The organism is Streptomyces sp. NPDC088157, assembly GCF_044741545.1.
Classification (GTDB): Bacteria; Actinomycetota; Actinomycetes; order Streptomycetales; family Streptomycetaceae; genus Streptomyces.
In genome coordinates this window covers 1,172,121-1,187,289 of record NZ_JBIUSU010000001.1, presented here as the reverse complement: position 1 = coordinate 1,187,289, position 15,169 = coordinate 1,172,121, and the positions used below count along the sequence as shown (strand labels likewise).

General features: G+C 68.3%; 14 protein-coding genes. 4 read left to right on the top strand and 10 right to left on the bottom strand.

The annotated features are described in order from the left end of the window. Positions 1-140 precede the first annotated feature (140 nt). The 4 genes from ACIPFH_RS05050 to ACIPFH_RS05035 form a co-directional block, all read right to left on the bottom strand. On the bottom strand, positions 141-1,787 hold the full coding sequence (locus ACIPFH_RS05050; RefSeq protein WP_401823148.1) for a cytochrome bc complex cytochrome b subunit: 1,647 nt from the start codon (positions 1,785-1,787) through the stop codon (positions 141-143). Further along, positions 1,784-2,857, bottom strand: coding sequence for a Rieske 2Fe-2S domain-containing protein (locus ACIPFH_RS05045; RefSeq protein WP_356262122.1), 1,074 nt, complete (start codon positions 2,855-2,857; stop codon positions 1,784-1,786). Before ACIPFH_RS05045 ends, ACIPFH_RS05050 begins: the two co-directional genes overlap by 4 nt. Continuing rightward, positions 2,854-3,666, bottom strand: coding sequence for a c-type cytochrome (locus ACIPFH_RS05040; RefSeq protein ID WP_401823146.1), 813 nt, complete (start codon positions 3,664-3,666; stop codon positions 2,854-2,856). Before ACIPFH_RS05040 ends, ACIPFH_RS05045 begins: the two co-directional genes overlap by 4 nt. 65 nt (positions 3,667-3,731) lie before the next feature. Next, positions 3,732-4,352, bottom strand: coding sequence for a heme-copper oxidase subunit III (locus tag ACIPFH_RS05035; protein WP_307162882.1), 621 nt, complete (start codon positions 4,350-4,352; stop codon positions 3,732-3,734). Positions 4,353-4,530: 178 nt separating this feature from the next. Between ACIPFH_RS05035 and ACIPFH_RS05030 the strand changes: the two genes are divergently transcribed. Then, positions 4,531-4,935 carry a hypothetical protein gene (locus ACIPFH_RS05030; protein WP_401823143.1) on the top strand — a complete coding sequence of 135 codons (405 nt, stop codon included), beginning with the start codon at positions 4,531-4,533 and terminating at the stop codon, positions 4,933-4,935. 42 nt (positions 4,936-4,977) lie between these two features. Here ACIPFH_RS05030 and ACIPFH_RS05025 read toward each other — a convergent pair whose 3' ends face one another. The 4 genes from ACIPFH_RS05025 to coxB form a co-directional block, all read right to left on the bottom strand. After that, entirely contained in the window at positions 4,978-6,231 is a 1,254-nt protein-coding gene (locus tag ACIPFH_RS05025; protein WP_401823141.1) for an Ig-like domain-containing protein, read from the bottom strand. A gap of 131 nt (positions 6,232-6,362) precedes the next feature. Beyond that, positions 6,363-6,761: a cytochrome c oxidase subunit 4 gene (locus tag ACIPFH_RS05020; protein WP_356262110.1), complete on the bottom strand. Its 399-nt coding sequence runs from the start codon at positions 6,759-6,761 to the stop codon at positions 6,363-6,365. Next, positions 6,758-8,494, bottom strand: coding sequence for a cytochrome c oxidase subunit I (gene ctaD, locus ACIPFH_RS05015; RefSeq protein ID WP_401823138.1), 1,737 nt, complete (start codon positions 8,492-8,494; stop codon positions 6,758-6,760). Before ctaD ends, ACIPFH_RS05020 begins: the two co-directional genes overlap by 4 nt. Then, positions 8,491-9,450: a cytochrome c oxidase subunit II gene (gene coxB / locus ACIPFH_RS05010; RefSeq protein ID WP_356250207.1), complete on the bottom strand. Its 960-nt coding sequence runs from the start codon at positions 9,448-9,450 to the stop codon at positions 8,491-8,493. Before coxB ends, ctaD begins: the two co-directional genes overlap by 4 nt. Positions 9,451-9,781: 331 nt before the next feature. Between coxB and ACIPFH_RS05005 the strand changes: the two genes are divergently transcribed. Beyond that, the gene (locus tag ACIPFH_RS05005) at positions 9,782-11,158 is read left to right on the top strand and encodes a cysteine desulfurase/sulfurtransferase TusA family protein (RefSeq protein ID WP_401823136.1); all 1,377 of its coding nucleotides are present in this window, start codon (positions 9,782-9,784) and stop codon (positions 11,156-11,158) included. A gap of 1 nt (position 11,159) precedes the next feature. Here the strand turns inward: ACIPFH_RS05005 and ACIPFH_RS05000 are convergent, their stop codons facing one another. Continuing rightward, positions 11,160-12,134, bottom strand: a complete 975-nt coding sequence (locus ACIPFH_RS05000; RefSeq protein WP_401823134.1) for a carbohydrate kinase family protein — start codon at positions 12,132-12,134, stop codon at positions 11,160-11,162. A 129-nt stretch (positions 12,135-12,263) separates the two neighbouring features. On the opposite strand from ACIPFH_RS05000, the gene ACIPFH_RS04995 reads away from it, so the two are divergent. Together ACIPFH_RS04995 and ACIPFH_RS04990 are read left to right on the top strand one after the other, a co-directional pair. Further along, positions 12,264-12,473: a hypothetical protein gene (locus ACIPFH_RS04995; protein WP_401823131.1), complete on the top strand. Its 210-nt coding sequence runs from the start codon at positions 12,264-12,266 to the stop codon at positions 12,471-12,473. Between the two features lie 163 nt (positions 12,474-12,636). After that, positions 12,637-14,526: a hypothetical protein gene (locus ACIPFH_RS04990; protein ID WP_401823129.1), complete on the top strand. Its 1,890-nt coding sequence runs from the start codon at positions 12,637-12,639 to the stop codon at positions 14,524-14,526. Between the two features lie 113 nt (positions 14,527-14,639). Here the strand turns inward: ACIPFH_RS04990 and ACIPFH_RS04985 are convergent, their stop codons facing one another. After that, positions 14,640-14,996: an iron-sulfur cluster assembly accessory protein gene (locus ACIPFH_RS04985; RefSeq protein ID WP_329874308.1), complete on the bottom strand. Its 357-nt coding sequence runs from the start codon at positions 14,994-14,996 to the stop codon at positions 14,640-14,642. Positions 14,997-15,169 lie beyond the last annotated feature (173 nt).

Sequence of the window (15,169 nt, the reverse complement as noted above, 5' to 3'; positions counted from 1 at the left end):
TGCGTGTGTCGTCGTGTGTCGTGTGACGTGTGTCGTGGAACAAGGTGAACCCCACCCTATCCAGCCCGTGGGCACGGCAAAGGGCCCCGTCCGCAGACCGGACGGGGCCCTTTGCCTGTGGCGTGGCGACGCCTCAGCGATCAGTGATGGCCGTGGCCGCTCGTGATCTCCTTGTACTCCTCCACAGAGGGCTTCGGAATCTGCTGGTCCTCACCGAAGTAGGCCTCGCTGATCTTGGCGCGAAGCTTCTCCTTGCCCTTCACCTTGCGCTCGACACCGTTCTCGTCGACGGCTGCGCCGATCGCGGCCGGCTCGTACTGCTCGTGCGCCGTGAGGGTGTGCAGCTGCTCCTGGCTGAGCGGCTCGTGGATCTCGATGAACTCACCGTGCGGCAGGCGCTTGATGGTGCCGGTCTCGCGACCGTGCAGCACCTTGTCCCGGTCCCGGCGCTGGAGGCCGAGGCAGATCCGCTTGGTGACGATGTACGCGATGACCGGTCCGACGAAGAAGAAGATCCGGACGAACCAGGTGATCGAGTTGATCGACAGGTGGAAGTGCGTGGCCCACAGGTCGTTGCCGCCGCCCACCAGCGTGATCATGTACATCGTGACCCAGGCGACGCCCAGGGCCGTACGGGTGGGCGCGTTGCGCGGACGGTCCAGGATGTGGTGCTCGCGCTTGTCGCCGGTGACCCAGGACTCGATGAACGGGTACAGCGCCAGCGCCGCGAGGACGACACCGAAGAGCACCAGCGGGATGAACACGCCCAGCACGAGCGTGTGACCCCAGAGGTTGATCTCCCAGCCCGGCATGAAGCGGATCAGACCCTCGGCGAAGCCCATGTACCAGTCGGGCTGGGCGCCGGTGGACACCTGGTCCGGCCGGTAGGGGCCCATGGCCCAGATCGGGTTGATCTGCGCGATGGCCGCGATGACCGCGATCACACCGAAGACCAGGAAGAAGAAGCCTCCGGCCTTGGCCATGTACACCGGCAGCAGCGGCATGCCGACGACGTTCTTGTTGCTCTTTCCGGGGCCCGCGAACTGCGTGTGCTTGTGGTAGAAGACCAGGATCAGGTGGCCGACCACCAGGCCGAGCATGATGCCCGGCAGCAGCAGGATGTGGATCGAGTAGAACCGCGCCACGAAGTCGTGGCCCGGGAACTCCCCGCCGAACAGGAACATCGAGATGTACGTGCCGACGATCGGCATCGACAGGATGGCGCCCTGGGTGAAGCGGACACCGGTGCCGGAGAGCAGGTCGTCCGGGAGCGAGTAACCGGTGAATCCGGTGAACATGCCCAGGACGAACAGCAGGAAGCCGAACAGCCAGTTGATCTCACGCGGCTTGCGGAACGCGCCCGTGAAGAACACGCGCATCATGTGCACGAACATGCCGGCGAGGAAGATCAGCGCCGCCCAGTGGTGGATCTGCCGGATGAGCAGACCGCCGCGCACGTCGAAGGAGATGTGCAGGGTCGAGCTGAACGCCTCCGACATCAGCTGTCCCTGCAGCGGGACGTAGCTGCCGTGGTACTCCACCTCGTTCATCGACGGGTGGAAGAACAGCGTCAGGTACACACCCGTGAGGATGATGATGATGAAGCTGTAGAGGCAGACCTCACCCAGCATGAACGACCAGTGGTCGGGGAAGATCTTGCGCATGTTGGCCTTGGCCAGGGAGTAGATCCCCAGCCGGCCGTCGGCCCAGTCGGCGATCCGCTCGCCGGCCGGCGCCTTCCCGCGTTCGCGGGCCGCGTTGCTCTCGTGGTTCTCTGTGGTGCTCATCCGCGCTCCCAGAATGCAGGACCGACGGGCTCCTCGAAGTCGCCGAGCGCCTCGAGGTAGCCCTCGTCGTTCACGCCGATGCGCAGCTGCGGCAGGGCGTGACCGGCGGGACCGAAGATCACTCGGGCACCGTCGGAGAGGTCGAAGGTGGACTGGTGGCAGGGGCACAGCACGTGGTGCGTCTGCTGCTCGTACAGCGAGATCGGGCAACCCACGTGGGTGCAGATCTTCGAGTACGCCACGATGCCCTGGTAGGACCAGTCGAGTTCCTGCTTGTCCTTGATGTTGTCCGGCTGGAGCCGGACGATCATCAGGGCCGCCTTGGCGATCTCGTTCTGGAACTCCTCGTCGTGCTCCTCCAGGCCCTCGGGCTTGGCGAAGGTGAGCGAACCGACGGCGACGTCCGACGGACGCAGCGGCTCGTTCGTGTTCATGTTGACGAGCAGCTTGCCCTTGGCCCACAGCGTGTGACGCAGCTTGTCCTCGGGCAGCGGGCCGAGGTCGCGCAGCAGCACGACACCGGACAGCGGCACCAGGGCCATCGCGCCGAACATCGTGTTGCGGATCAGCTTGCGACGGCCGAGCGCGGACTCCTTGGCGCCCTCCTTGAAGTCCGCGTGGACCTTCGCGCGGACCTCGGGGTCCGCGGCGATCGGGTGCCGGTCGTCGGCGACCTCCACGTCGGACATCAGGGTGCGGGCCCAGTGGACCGCGCCGGCGCCGATGGTGAACAGCGCCGTGCCCAGCGTCAGGCCCAGCGCGAAGTTCAGCGCGCTGAGGTGGCCGATCGGGAACACGAAGATCGACCTGTCGGCGGGGATCGCCACGTACGAGGCGATGAAGCCGACCGTGGCGAGCATCGACAGCGTGAACAGGAAGGCGACCGCACGCTCGGACCGCTTGGCGGCCCGCTCGTCGATGTCCTGGACGCGGTGCTCGTGCGGCGGCAGACCGGGGTCCGCGAACGGGTTCCGCTCGTCCGCCACGCCCACCGCACCGTGACCGTGCTCGTTGTGTCCTGCGGACTGCTCAGCAGGCAGGTTCTCTTCTGGAATGTCTTGGCTACTCATGACTTCTTGGCCTTTGCGGTCCGAGCGGCGACCCAGACGGCGACCGCGATCAGGGCACCGAGACCGAAGATCCAGGAGAACAGGCCTTCGCTGACCGGCCCGAGGCCGCCCAGCTCCAGACCACCGGGGTTGTTGGTCTCGTCGCTGTTGACCGCGTGCAGGTACGCGATGATGTCCTTCTTGTTCTGCTCCGACAGGGTGGTGTCGGGGAAGGAGGGCATGTTCTGCGGGCCGGTCTGCATGGCCTCGTAGATGTGCTTCGGGTCCACGTCCTCGAGGGTCGGAGCGTACTTGCCCTTGGTCAGGGCGCCGCCCTTGCCGGTGAAGTTGTGGCACTGCGCGCAGTTGGTGCGGAACAGCTCACCACCCTTGGCGATGTCCGCGCCCTCCGGGCCGTACTCGGCGTCGGTCGGGACGGACGGGCCGGCGCCCAGGGAGGAGATGAACGCGGCGAGCTGGTCGATCTCGGCCTGCGTGTAGATGACCTTCTTCGCGGGCACCTGGGCGCCCTGCGAGGTGGCCGCGGGCATGCGCCCGGTGCCGACCTGGAAGTCGACGGCCGCGGCGCCCACGCCGACCAGGCTCGGACCGTCGGAGGTCCCCTGACCGCCGGCGCCGTGGCAGCTTGCGCAACCAACGGCGTAGAGCTTCTTGCCCTCTTCGATGGTGAGGGACTGGGCGGTGTCGTCTGCCTGCGCCTCGCTCGCGGGCGCGAACGCGGCGTACAGCCCCCCAGTGGCCGCCAGCGCGAGGAGTAGGACGACGAGCGCCGCCAGGGGATGGCGTCGTCGTGCGGAGAGCTTTTTCACGGATTACCCCGGTGTCAGGATCTTCTGCGTCGATGCTTGGGATGTGCGGGAGCGAGCGTGCCCGGCTACTTGATCATGTAGATCGTGGCGAAGAGGCCGATCCAGACGACATCGACGAAGTGCCAGTAGTAGGACACGACGATGGCCGCGGTCGCCTGCTCGTGGGTGAACCTCTTGGCCGCGTAGGTGCGTCCGAGGACGAACAGGAAGGCGATGAGGCCGCCCGTCACGTGCATGCCGTGGAAGCCGGTGGTCAGGTAGAACACCGAGCCGTACGGGTCGGAGGAGAGCGAGAGCCCGTCCTTCTTCACCAGCTCCGTGTACTCGAAGATCTGACCGCCGATGAAGATCGCACCCATGATGAAGGTGACGATGAACCACATTCTGAGCTTCTTCACGTCACCGCGTTCGGCTGCGAAGACGCCGAGCTGGCAGGTGAGGGAGGAGAGCACCAGGATCGTGGTGTTGGTGGCCGAGAACGGGAAGTTCAGGGCCTCGGCCATTTCCTTCCAGTGATCAGGACCCGTCACCGATCGCAGGGTGAAGTACATCGCGAAGAGGGCCGCGAAGAACATCAGCTCGGAGCTCAGCCAGATGATGGTTCCGACGCTGGTGAGGTTCGGCCGATTGACCGACGGGTGCGCGTGCCCGGTATCTACTGTCGTTGCTGTCGCCACGACCGACATTATGTCGGTCCCTTATCCCGCCCTCACTCCGGGGGGTGCCGTTCGGAGTGTTCGCACCCTGTGTAGTGCCCGTATGGCCCATCGAAGTGGTGTTCCAAGCGGTGTTGACGGCGTGTGCGAAGGAGTAGCATCCGCGGCATCGGTTCTGTCCGTACGACGCTGATGTCACGGAGGAAGCATGCAGGTGACCGCCACGGTGCTGGTCTACAGCGACGACTCCAACACCCGCGAGCAGGTACGCCTCGCGACCGGGCGCAGGCCCGCGCCGGACGTCCCGGTGGTGGAGTTCCTGGAGTGCGCGACGCAGCAGGCGGTACTGCGGGAGCTGGACAAGGGCGGCATCGACGTCGTCGTCCTGGACGGCGAGGCCGTGCCCATGGGCGGCATGGGGCTGTGCCGACAGCTCAAGGACGAGGTGTTCCGGTGCCCGCCGGTGCTTCTTCTCATCGGGCGGCCCCAGGACGCCTGGCTCGCCACCTGGAGCCGCGCCGACGCGGCTGTGACGTTGCCCGTGGAGCCCGTGGAGTTCGCCTCCGCGCTGGCTTCCCTGCTGCGCCGCGCGAGCCTTCAGCAGAGCGCCTAGCCGCGGACGAGGGGCGTGGGGTTCCCCGCGCCTCCGGCCGTACTACACCGTCGCCGGACGCAGTCTCGACGTGTCCTGCTCCGTCTTCTGCTTGCCGCCCGTCAGCGAGCTGCCCTTGGTCCACTTCTCCCAGTCCAGGTTCCAGTCGCCGAAGCCGTTGCCGAAGGTCTCCATCGTGTTGCCGTAGCTGTTGACGACCTGGACGACGTCGCCCTGGCGGACATGGTCGAAGAACCACTCGGCGTTCGACGTGCTCATGCCGGTGCAGCCGTGGCTGACGTTCGCGTACCCCTGGGAGCCCACGGACCAGGGGGCGGCGTGGACGTACTCGCCGCTCCAGGTGACGCGGGTGGCGTAGTACACGGGCAGGTCGTAGGACTCCGACGAGCCTTCCGCGATGCCGACGCTGGTGCCGCGCATCCGTACGTAGTACTCCTTGCCCAGGACGACCTTGACACCGTTGCGGGTCTCGAAGCCGGGCTTTCCGGTGGTGACGGGGATCTGGTTGATCTCCTCGTTGTTCTCGAAGACCGTCATGGAGTGCGACGCCGCGTCCGTGACGGCGATGACCCGGTCGCCGATCGTGAGCTTGAGTTCCTTCGTGGGACCGCCCCACAGCCGGTCGCTGATCTTGATGCCGTCCAGGTTGCTGTGCACCCGGAGGGTGGCGTGGGCGGGCCAGTACTCCTTGGGGCGGTAGTGGAGTTCCTTGTCGTCCACCCAGTGCCAGCCGCCCTGCACGGAGGGCGTGGAGTCGACCTTGAGGGCACGTTCGACGACGGCCCGCTGGGCGGGGTCCTTGATGGGCTGGTCCAGCTTCGCGGTGACGGGCTGGCCGACGCCGTACTCGCCCGCGTCGGGTCCGAACTCGACCGCCAGACGCTTCTTCGAGGAGGGCTTGCCGGTGTCGAAGCCGAGGACCCGGCGGCCGGGGGCGCCGTCGTCGTCCTCGGTGCTCACGCGGACCGTGTAGTGGGCGTTCGCGGCCAGCGGCTCGGTGCTGTGCCAGCGACTGCCGTCGGCGGCGAGTTCGCCCGCCACATAGCGGCCTGTGGCGTCCACGGCGGTGACGTCCGTGATGCGGTCGTCGTCCTCCGCGGTGACCTCCAGGGGCTTGTCCGGGTCGGTCTTCTTCCCGTCGCCGGCGAGGTTGTTGAAGGAGATCTGGTCCGTCGCGTCGTAGGGACGCGCGGAGAGCGGGTTGCCGTCCGAGCCGCAGGCGCTTGCGACCGCGCCCAGGGCGATCACCAGCAGGGTGCAGCCCGCGACGGTGCGAGGGCGGGGTTCGTGGCTCATGGCTTCACGCTAGGGAGCGGCGTCAACGGCGGCGCGCTGAGTGACACGGACGGCGGACCGTCGTTACGGCAAAAGAGTGAGCCCGGACGCTCCTGACGGAGTGTCCGGGCTCGACCCGCGTTCAGCGCGTGTTACTGGGTGCGGCTCTCACCGCGGTAGTACTCGAAGACCCAGCCCCAGAGACCGATGAGCAGCAGCGGGACGGAGAAGTAGAGCAGCCACCAGCCGACGGCCACCCCCAGGAAGGCCAGGGCGCCGCCGACGCCCAGCGACAGCGGCTGCCAGCTGTGCGGGCTGAAGAAGCCCAGCTCGCCGGCGTCGTCCGCGACGTCCGCCTCCTTGTTGTCCTGCGCGCCCGCGTCGACCCGCCGGGCGGTGAAGCCCAGGTAGAAGCCGATCATGATGCACAGGCCGAAGGCCAGGAAGAGGGCCGTGGTACCGGCCGGCTCCTTCGACCACACGCCATAGACGATCGCCATGACGAGGACGAAGACGCTCAGCCAGACGAACATCTTGCCCTGGATCTTCACTTGCCGGCCTCCTTGCTGCCCGAGATGGCGCTGGCACCGTGGCCGGCGTGCTCCAGCTGCTCGAGCGCGGCGATCTCGGGGTGGTGCAGGTCGAACGCCGGGGATTCACTGCGGATCCGCGGCAGGGTGAGGAAGTTGTGGCGCGGCGGCGGGCAGGAGGTGGCCCACTCCAGGGAGCGGCCGTAGCCCCACGGGTCGTCGACGCCTACCGGCTTGCCGTACTTGGCGGTCTTCCACACGTTGTAGAAGAACGGCAGGACGGACAGACCGAGGACGAACGAGCTGATCGTCGAGATCGTGTTCAGGGCGGTGAAGCCGTCGGCGTTCAGGTAGTCCGCGTACCGGCGCGGCATGCCCTCGGCGCCCAGCCAGTGCTGGACCAGGAAGGTGCCGTGGAAGCCGACGAACAGCGTCCAGAAGGTGATCTTGCCGAGCCGCTCGTCGAGCATCTTGCCGGTGAACTTCGGCCACCAGAAGTGGAAGCCGGAGAACATCGCGAAGACCACCGTGCCGAAGACGACGTAGTGGAAGTGGGCCACCACGAAGTACGAGTCGGACACGTGGAAGTCCATCGGCGGCGAGGCCAGGATGACGCCGGTCAGACCACCGAAGGTGAAGGTGATGAGGAAGCCCGTCGCCCACAGCATCGGTGTCTCGAAGGACAGTGAGCCCTTCCACATCGTGCCGATCCAGTTGAAGAACTTCACGCCGGTCGGGACGGCGATGAGGAACGTCATGAAGGAGAAGAACGGCAGCAGCACGCCACCCGTGACGTACATGTGGTGCGCCCACACCGTCACGGACAGACCGGCGATCGAGATGGTCGCGGCGATCAGGCCCATGTAGCCGAACATCGGCTTGCGGGAGAACACCGGGATCACTTCGGAAATGATCCCGAAGAAGGGCAAAGCGATGATGTACACCTCTGGATGGCCGAAGAACCAGAAGAGGTGTTGCCACAGCAACGCGCCGCCGTTGGCCGCGTCGAAGACATGGGCACCGAACTTGCGGTCCGCCTCCAGGGCGAACAGCGCGGCCGCCAGGACCGGGAAGGCCAGCAGGACCAGGACACCGGTCAGCAGGACGTTCCAGGTGAAGATCGGCATGCGGAACATCGTCATGCCGGGCGCGCGCATGCAGATGATCGTGGTGATGAAGTTGACCGAGCCGAGGATCGTACCGAAGCCGGAGAAGGCCAGGCCCATGATCCACATGTCGGCGCCGATGCCCGGGCTGCGGACCGCGTCCGACAGCGGGGCGTAGGCGAACCAGCCGAAGTCGGCCGCACCCTGCGGGGTGAGGAAGCCGGCCACCGCGATCAGCGAGCCGAACAGGTACAGCCAGTAGGCGAACATGTTCAGCCGCGGGAACGCGACGTCCGGGGCACCGATCTGGAGCGGCATGATCCAGTTGGTGAAGCCGGCGAACAGCGGCGTCGCGAACATCAGCAGCATGATCGTGCCGTGCATCGTGAACGCCTGGTTGAACTGCTCGTTCGACATGATCTGCAGGCCCGGCCGGGCGAGCTCGGCGCGCATGAGGAGGGCCATGACGCCGCCGATGCAGAAGAACGCGAACGACGTGACCAGGTACAACGTACCGATGGTCTTGTGGTCGGTGGTCGTCAGCCACTTCACCACGGCATTGCCGGGCTGCTTGCGCCGGACCGGCAGCTCATTCTCGTAGGAGCCTTCAGCTGCCGCGGCACCCTGGGGTTCGTTGAGGATGCTCACAGGTTGTTCGTCTCCCGGTTCTTCTCGTGGCTCGTCTGCTCGATGCCCGCGGGAACGTAACCGGTCTGCCCCTTCTTCACGAGGTCCTTGAGGTGCTGCTCGTAGCGCTCCTGGGAGACGACCTTCACGTTGAAGAGCATCCGGGAGTGGTCGACGCCGCAGAGCTCGGCGCACTTGCCCAGGAAGGTGCCCTCCTTGTTGGGGGTCACCTGGAAGGAGTTGGTGTGGCCCGGGATGACGTCCTGCTTCATCAGGAACGGCACCACCCAGAAGGAGTGGATGACGTCACGCGAGGTGAGGACGAAGCGGACCGTCTTGCCCTCGGGGAGCCAGAGGGTCGGGCCGGGGTTGTTGGTCTGCGGGTTCCGCTCACCGGGAGTGCCGCAGGTGTAGACGCCGCCGGCGTTGTCGGGGAAGTCCGTCTTGAACCGGTCCGGGATCGCTGCCAGGTTCTTGTCGGTCTTCGCGTTCCCGTCGGAACCGTCGACGCTCTCGATGTAGTTGAAGCACCAGCTCCACTGGAAGCCGACTACGTTCACCGTGACGTCGGGCTTCTTCTCCAGGCTCAGCAGCTTCGACTCGTCACGGGCCGTGAAGTAGAAGAGGACCGAGACGATGATGATCGGCACGACCGTGTACAGCGCCTCGATCGGCATGTTGTACCGGGTCTGCGGAGGAACTTCGACCTTTGTGCGGCTGCGCCGGTGGAAGAAAGCACTCCACAGGATCAGGCCCCACACCAGCACGCCGGTGGCCAGCGCGGCTGCCCACGAGCCCTGCCACAGGGAGAGGATCCGCGGAGCCTCTTCTGTGACCGGGGTGGGCATACCAAGGCGGGGGAAGTCCTTGTATGTGCAACCGGTGGCGGTCGCCAGGACCAGGCCCGCGGTCATTGCCTGCAGCAGCTTCCGCCGCATCGGGCGCCGCGGCGAGCGGTCGGAGCCGTTGGGACTCACGTAGCGCCTTCCCGAGAGTCTCGCCCGCGCGGTTGGCTGCGGCCTGACTTCTCGCTGGTCGGTCGCCGCCCTGCGTCGGGCAGGGGTTTGGATGTTTATGCGGACCAAACCCTAGCCGACGCCCTCCGGGGGGTCGCGGGGAGGGTGGCATACGCGCCGCGGGTCACCCCGAAGGGGTGTTGACGGGTGCCTGATAGCGCCTAATAGCTCGTCAATGCGGCTTGTACGGGGGCCGCGGGTCCGCCGCGGCCCGCCGCGCGCCACGCGGCGCGGCCGCAGACGAAACAGTCCCGCGCCCCTTCACCTCTTCCACAAGTTTTACCGTTGACCTGTGTCCTACTTCGATGCCGCCTCCGCCGCTCCCCTGCATTCCGTCGCCCGTCAGGCCCTGTTGGCCTCGATCGACGAGGGGTGGGCCGACCCTGCTCGGCTGTACAGGGAGGGGCGGCGGGCGCGGATGCTGCTGGACGCGGCGCGGGAGGCGGCGGCCGAGGCGGTGGGCTGCCGGCCGGACGAGCTGGTCTTCACGTCCTCCGGGACCCGGGCCGTGCACTCCGGGGTCGCCGGCGCGACGGCGGGGCGTCGGAGGGTCGGACGTCACCTGATCGTGTCAGCCGTCGAACACTCCTCGGTACTCCATTCGGCCGAGGTGTTCGAGGCGGAGGGCGGGGCGGTGACCCGGGTGCCGGTGACCCGGACCGGTGCGGTCACCGTCGAGTCGTACGCCGACGCCCTGCGGTCCGACAGCGCGCTCGCCTGTCTGCAGTCGGCCAACCACGAGGTGGGGACCGAGCAGCCGGTGGCGGCCGTGGGCGAGCTGTGCCGGGAGGCGGGAGTGCCGTTGCTGGTGGACGCGGCGCAGTCGCTGGGGTGGGGGGCCGTGGAGGGCCCCTGGTCGTTGTTGGCGGCCAGCGCGCACAAATGGGGCGGGCCGTCGGGTGTCGGTCTGCTCGTGGTGCGCAAGGGGGTGCGGTTCGTCGCCCAAGGGCCGGTGGACGAGCGGGAGTCGGGACGGGCGGCCGGGTTCGAGAACATTCCGGCGATCGTGGCCGCGGCGGCCTCGCTGCGGGCGGTTCGGGCGGAGGCGGCGGCCGAGGCGGTACGACTGCGGGAGCTGACGGCGCGGATCCGGTCGCGGGTGGGGGCCCTCGTACCGGATGTGGAGGTCGTCGGGGATCCGCAGCGGCGGCTGCCGGGGATCGTCACCTTCTCCTGTCTCTACGTCGACGGGGAGGCGCTGCTGCACGAGTTGGACCGGGAGGGGTTCTCCGTCTCCTCCGGGTCGTCCTGCACCAGCAGCACGCTGACGCCCAGCCATGTGCTGAAGGCGATGGGGGTGCTGAGTGAGGGAAACGTGCGGGTTTCGCTGCCGATGGGAGCCGCCGAGGAGGATGTGCAGAGGTTTCTCGCGGCGCTGCCGGGGGCGGTGGCGGGGGTGCGGGAGAAGCTCGGGGCACCCGCGCCGGTGGCGGACGTGCGCGGCGACGTGCTCGTCGTGGACGCGCTGGGCAAGCGGTGTCCGATCCCCGTCATCGAGCTGGCGAAGGTCATCGGGGACGTGCCGGTCGGGGGCACGGTACGGGTGCTGTCCGACGACGAGGCGGCCCGCCTGGACATCCCCGCGTGGTGCGAGATGCGGGAGCAGGAGTACGTGGGTGAGGAGCCGGCGGACCGAGGCTCGGCCTATGTGGTCCGCCGGCTGTCCTGAGTCACGCCAGGTGCTTGCGGACCTCGGTGGCGGCCTCGTCGCCGTACGCCTTGGTGAAGCGGTCCATGAAGTGGGCGCGGCGCAGCTGGTACTCCTGGGTGCCGACCGTCTCGATCACGAGGGTGGCGAGCATGCAGCCGATCTGGGCGGCGCGCTCGTGTGAGACGCCCCACGCCAGGCCCGAGAGGAAGCCGGCGCGGAAGGCGTCGCCGACGCCGGTGGGCTCGACCTTGGCCTCCTCCTCCGGGCAGCCGACCTCGATCGGGTCCTCGCCCGCGCGCTCGATGCGGACGCCGCGGGAGCCGAGGGTGGTGACGCGGTGGCCGACCCTGGAGAGGATCTCGGCGTCGTTCCAGCCCGTCTTGGACTCGATGAGGCCCTTCTCGTACTCGTTGGAGAAGAGGTAGGTCGCGCCCTCCAGCAGTATCCGGATCTCGTCGCCGTTCATACGGGCGATCTGCTGGGAGAAGTCGGCCGCGAAGGGAATCGAGCGGGAGCGGCACTCCTCGGTGTGGCGGAGCATCGCCTCCGGGTCGTCGGCGCCGATCAGGACCAGGTCCAGGCCGCCCACGCGGTCGGCGACGGTCTTGAGCTCGATGAGGCGGGCCTCGCTCATCGCGCCGGTGTAGAAGGAGCCGATCTGGTTGTGGTCGGCGTCGGTGGTGCACACGAAGCGGGCCGTGTGCAGGGTCTCCGAGATGCGGACGGACCCGGTGTCGACTCCGTGCCGGTCCAGCCAGGCCCGGTACTCGTCGAAGTCCGCGCCCGCGGCGCCGACCAGGATCGGCCGGGTGCCCAGCTGACCCATCCCGAAGGCGATGTTCGCGCCCACGCCGCCCCGGCGCACGTCCAGGTTGTCGACCAGGAAGGAGAGGGAGACCGTGTGCAGCTGGTCGGCGACGAGCTGGTCGGCGAAGCGGCCGGGGAACGTCATGAGGTGGTCGGTTGCGATGGAGCCGGTGACTGCGATGCGCACGGCGTGGACTCTCCTGAGGGGAGGGGGATTGACAGTTCACGCTACCCGGTCGACCCGTGCCACTGAAGCAACCGAAACTACCCGATAGTAGATCTTTCTTCGCGGGACCCGTGTGCTTACGGTTCGGTTATGACGAACCTCAAGGTCAACGCCCCCATTCCGGTCGACCTCGACGGCGACCTCGCGTCGTTGCGTGGCGACGGCGCCCGGATGGCCCGGCACTGGGCGGCCCCGGAGAAGATCGCTTCCCGTCCGGTCTCCCCGTCACTCATCCACGGCGTGACCGTTCCGGCGACGTCCGCGCGACTTCTGGAGGCGATGCCGGACTACGGCAACTAGCCGTATCGCGGATCAACGCGGACTACGACCACTGAGGGTAATCCCTCGATTTCTTCGGTACGGCGCTCGGAAGGGAACCGTGCGCTCCCCCGTCGCGTCCCATCGCCGTCCCCCGTGAAGGGGATGCGGGGTACGACAGCAGGGCAGCCGAAGGAGCGATGCGGTGAACACCGAGCGACCCGAGAACGACGACGCCGCGCGCGAGCCGGAAGAGACGGGTTCCGAGCAGGCCACGGCCGAAGAGGCCGAGGCCCCGGAGGCGCGGGCCGATGAGGCACGGGCCGGGGCGGAGAAGCCGCGGGCCGTGGAGACGGCGCGGGCCGTGGAGACGGCGCGGGCCGGGAAGGCCGAGGAGGCCGACGTACCGGAGGACGCCGACCGTTCCGGGACTCCCGCCGCCTCCGATTCGGAGCCCGTCCCGGATGCCGATGCCGGGAAACCCGCCGTCCCGGATGCCGGGGCTGCCGCCGATTCCGCCGCCGGGAAGCCCGCCGATTCCGCCGCCGACGCCGATCAGAGGCGCCCCGCCTCCGGCTCCGGCTCCGGCTCCGGCTCCGACGATGTGCCCGCTGTCGCCGTCTCCGAGACGGACGAGCCCGTCGTCGGGCCCGCGGTCGACGGCGAGCCCGCTGTCGGCCCCCGGCGCCGCTCCCCCGTGCTCATCGCCTCCGTCGCGGCCGCCGTGCTGCTGGTGGGAGGCGGCGGGGCCTATCTGACCTCCAGCGCGGCCGGCGGCTCCGGCGGAGGTGCCGGCTCGGGGTCGCCGTCCGGGAACGGCACGCCCTCGGCGCTCCTCCTGGACGACTACTCCGGGGGTACGGGTACCTCCCAGGGCCGTACGAACGGCATCGCGCCCGGTGAGCCCAACCCCTACGGGGTGACCTACCGGGCCGACGGCACGCTTCCCGACGGTCCCGCCTCCGCGCCCGTGTACTGGGCGAAGGGCGAGGTCACGAAGGACGGGGTGGCCCGGCTGGCCGAGGCGCTGGGGGCCGAGGGGACGCCGGTGGTCGACGGCGAGGCCTGGAAGGTCGGCGCCGGGAACGACGGCTCGGGGCCGGTGCTGCGGGTGAACCGGCAGGCGCCGGGGATGTGGACGTTCAGCCGCTACGCACCCGGCACCGACAACTGCACGGGCGCCACCGACAAGTGCGCCGGGACCTCCGTGCCCCCGACCGGCGACCCGGTGAGCGAGGAGACCGCCAAGAAGGCGGCGGCACCGGTCCTCGAGGCGGTCGGGCAGGACGGCGCCGAGGTGGACGCGAGCCAGGTCATGGGGACCCAGCGGATCGTGAACGCCGACCCGGTGATCGGATCCCTGCCCACCTACGGCTGGACGACCGGGATCAGCGTCAACGCCCAGGGCGAGGTGGTCGGCGGCAACGGACAGCTTGAAGCCCCGTCGAAGGGGGACACGTACCCGCTGCTGAGCGCGCGGGAGGCGCTGGACGCGTTGAACGCGGCGCCGGGGACCGACCACCGGATGGGCATCGGCGGCTGTGCGAGTCCGGTGCCGCTGAAGGACCGGCTGGAGAGCCCGTGCGGTTCGTCGACGGGCGCTCCGAAGGGGGAGACGGCGACGGTCGAGGACGCGGTGCTCGGGCTCGCCCCGCACACCTCGGGCGGGCGGCAGGTACTCGTACCGTCCTGGCTGTTCGAGGTGAAGGCGTCGGGGGCCGCGGACGGCTACACGGTGACGCAGCCGGCCGTCGAGCCGGCCTATCTGAAGTCCGCCACGACGCCCACGCCCACCGCCTCCTCCTCGTCGAAGACGCGTGACGTGCAGGTGGACGGTTACACCGTCGAGGGCAAGGAGCTGACCGTCAGCTTCACCGGTGGGGTGTGCGCCGACTACAAGGCCAAGGCGGCCGAGAGCGGCGACGAGATCAAGGTCACCGTGACCGAGACGCCCTGGCCGGACAAGATCTGCATCCTGATCGCCAAGGAGTACCACCAGATGGTGCGGCTGGACGAGGCGCCGGGCGACCGGAAGGTGGTCGGGGCGGACGGCCGGGCGATCCCGCTGGAGAAGGCGGGGGCGCGGCTCCCGTAGGCGCGGTGACGCCCGGCTCGGCTGTTCGAGTGACGCGAAAGGCGGCGGCCCCTTGGAGGGGGCCGCCGCCTTCGTGTCGTTCAGCGGTGCGAACGGACCGTACGGAGCCTGTCCTAGCTGAAGGAGTCGCCGCAGGCGCAGGAGCCCGTCGCGTTCGGGTTGTCGATCGTGAAGCCCTGCTTCTCGATGGTGTCGACGAAGTCGATGGAGGCGCCGCCCAGGTACGGGGCGCTCATGCGGTCGGTGACGACCTTGACACCGCCGAAGTCCTTCACCACGTCACCGTCGAGCGCACGCTCGTCGAAGAAGAGCTGGTACCGCAGGCCGGAGCAGCCGCCGGGCTGAACGGCGACCCGCAGGGCCAGGTCTTCGCGGCCTTCCTGGTCGAGCAGGGCCTTGACCTTCGCCGCGGCGGCGTCGGACAGGAGGATGCCGTCGCTGACAGTGGTCTTCTCGTCCGATACGGACATCTACATCTCTCCCGGGTTGTACGGAGACTGCTTGCCGACGTTTCCAACCGTCGGGGCCGCGGATTCATTCCGGGCCGAGGATTCGTGTCTCCACTTCTTTCCTCTTCTTGCCTTTCATGCTCGCACACGTGGGATGCGGCGGACAGCGACCTGCTGACCGGAGGCGGTCCGGA

What these genes read in the sequence shown, in the direction of transcription:
- ACIPFH_RS05025 (WP_401823141.1), bottom strand. Translation starts at nt 6,231, where the DNA reads ATGAGCCACGAACCCCGCCCTCGCACCGTCGCGGGCTGCACCCTGCTG.
- ACIPFH_RS04985 (WP_329874308.1), bottom strand. Translation starts at nt 14,996, where the DNA reads ATGTCCGTATCGGACGAGAAGACCACTGTCAGCGACGGCATCCTCCTG.
- ACIPFH_RS05045 (WP_356262122.1), bottom strand. Translation starts at nt 2,857, where the DNA reads ATGAGTAGCCAAGACATTCCAGAAGAGAACCTGCCTGCTGAGCAGTCC.
- ACIPFH_RS04995 (WP_401823131.1), top strand. Translation starts at nt 12,264, where the DNA reads ATGACGAACCTCAAGGTCAACGCCCCCATTCCGGTCGACCTCGACGGC.
- ACIPFH_RS05030 (WP_401823143.1), top strand. Translation starts at nt 4,531, where the DNA reads ATGCAGGTGACCGCCACGGTGCTGGTCTACAGCGACGACTCCAACACC.
- ACIPFH_RS05050 (WP_401823148.1), bottom strand. Translation starts at nt 1,787, where the DNA reads ATGAGCACCACAGAGAACCACGAGAGCAACGCGGCCCGCGAACGCGGG.
- ACIPFH_RS05035 (WP_307162882.1), bottom strand. Translation starts at nt 4,352, where the DNA reads ATGTCGGTCGTGGCGACAGCAACGACAGTAGATACCGGGCACGCGCAC.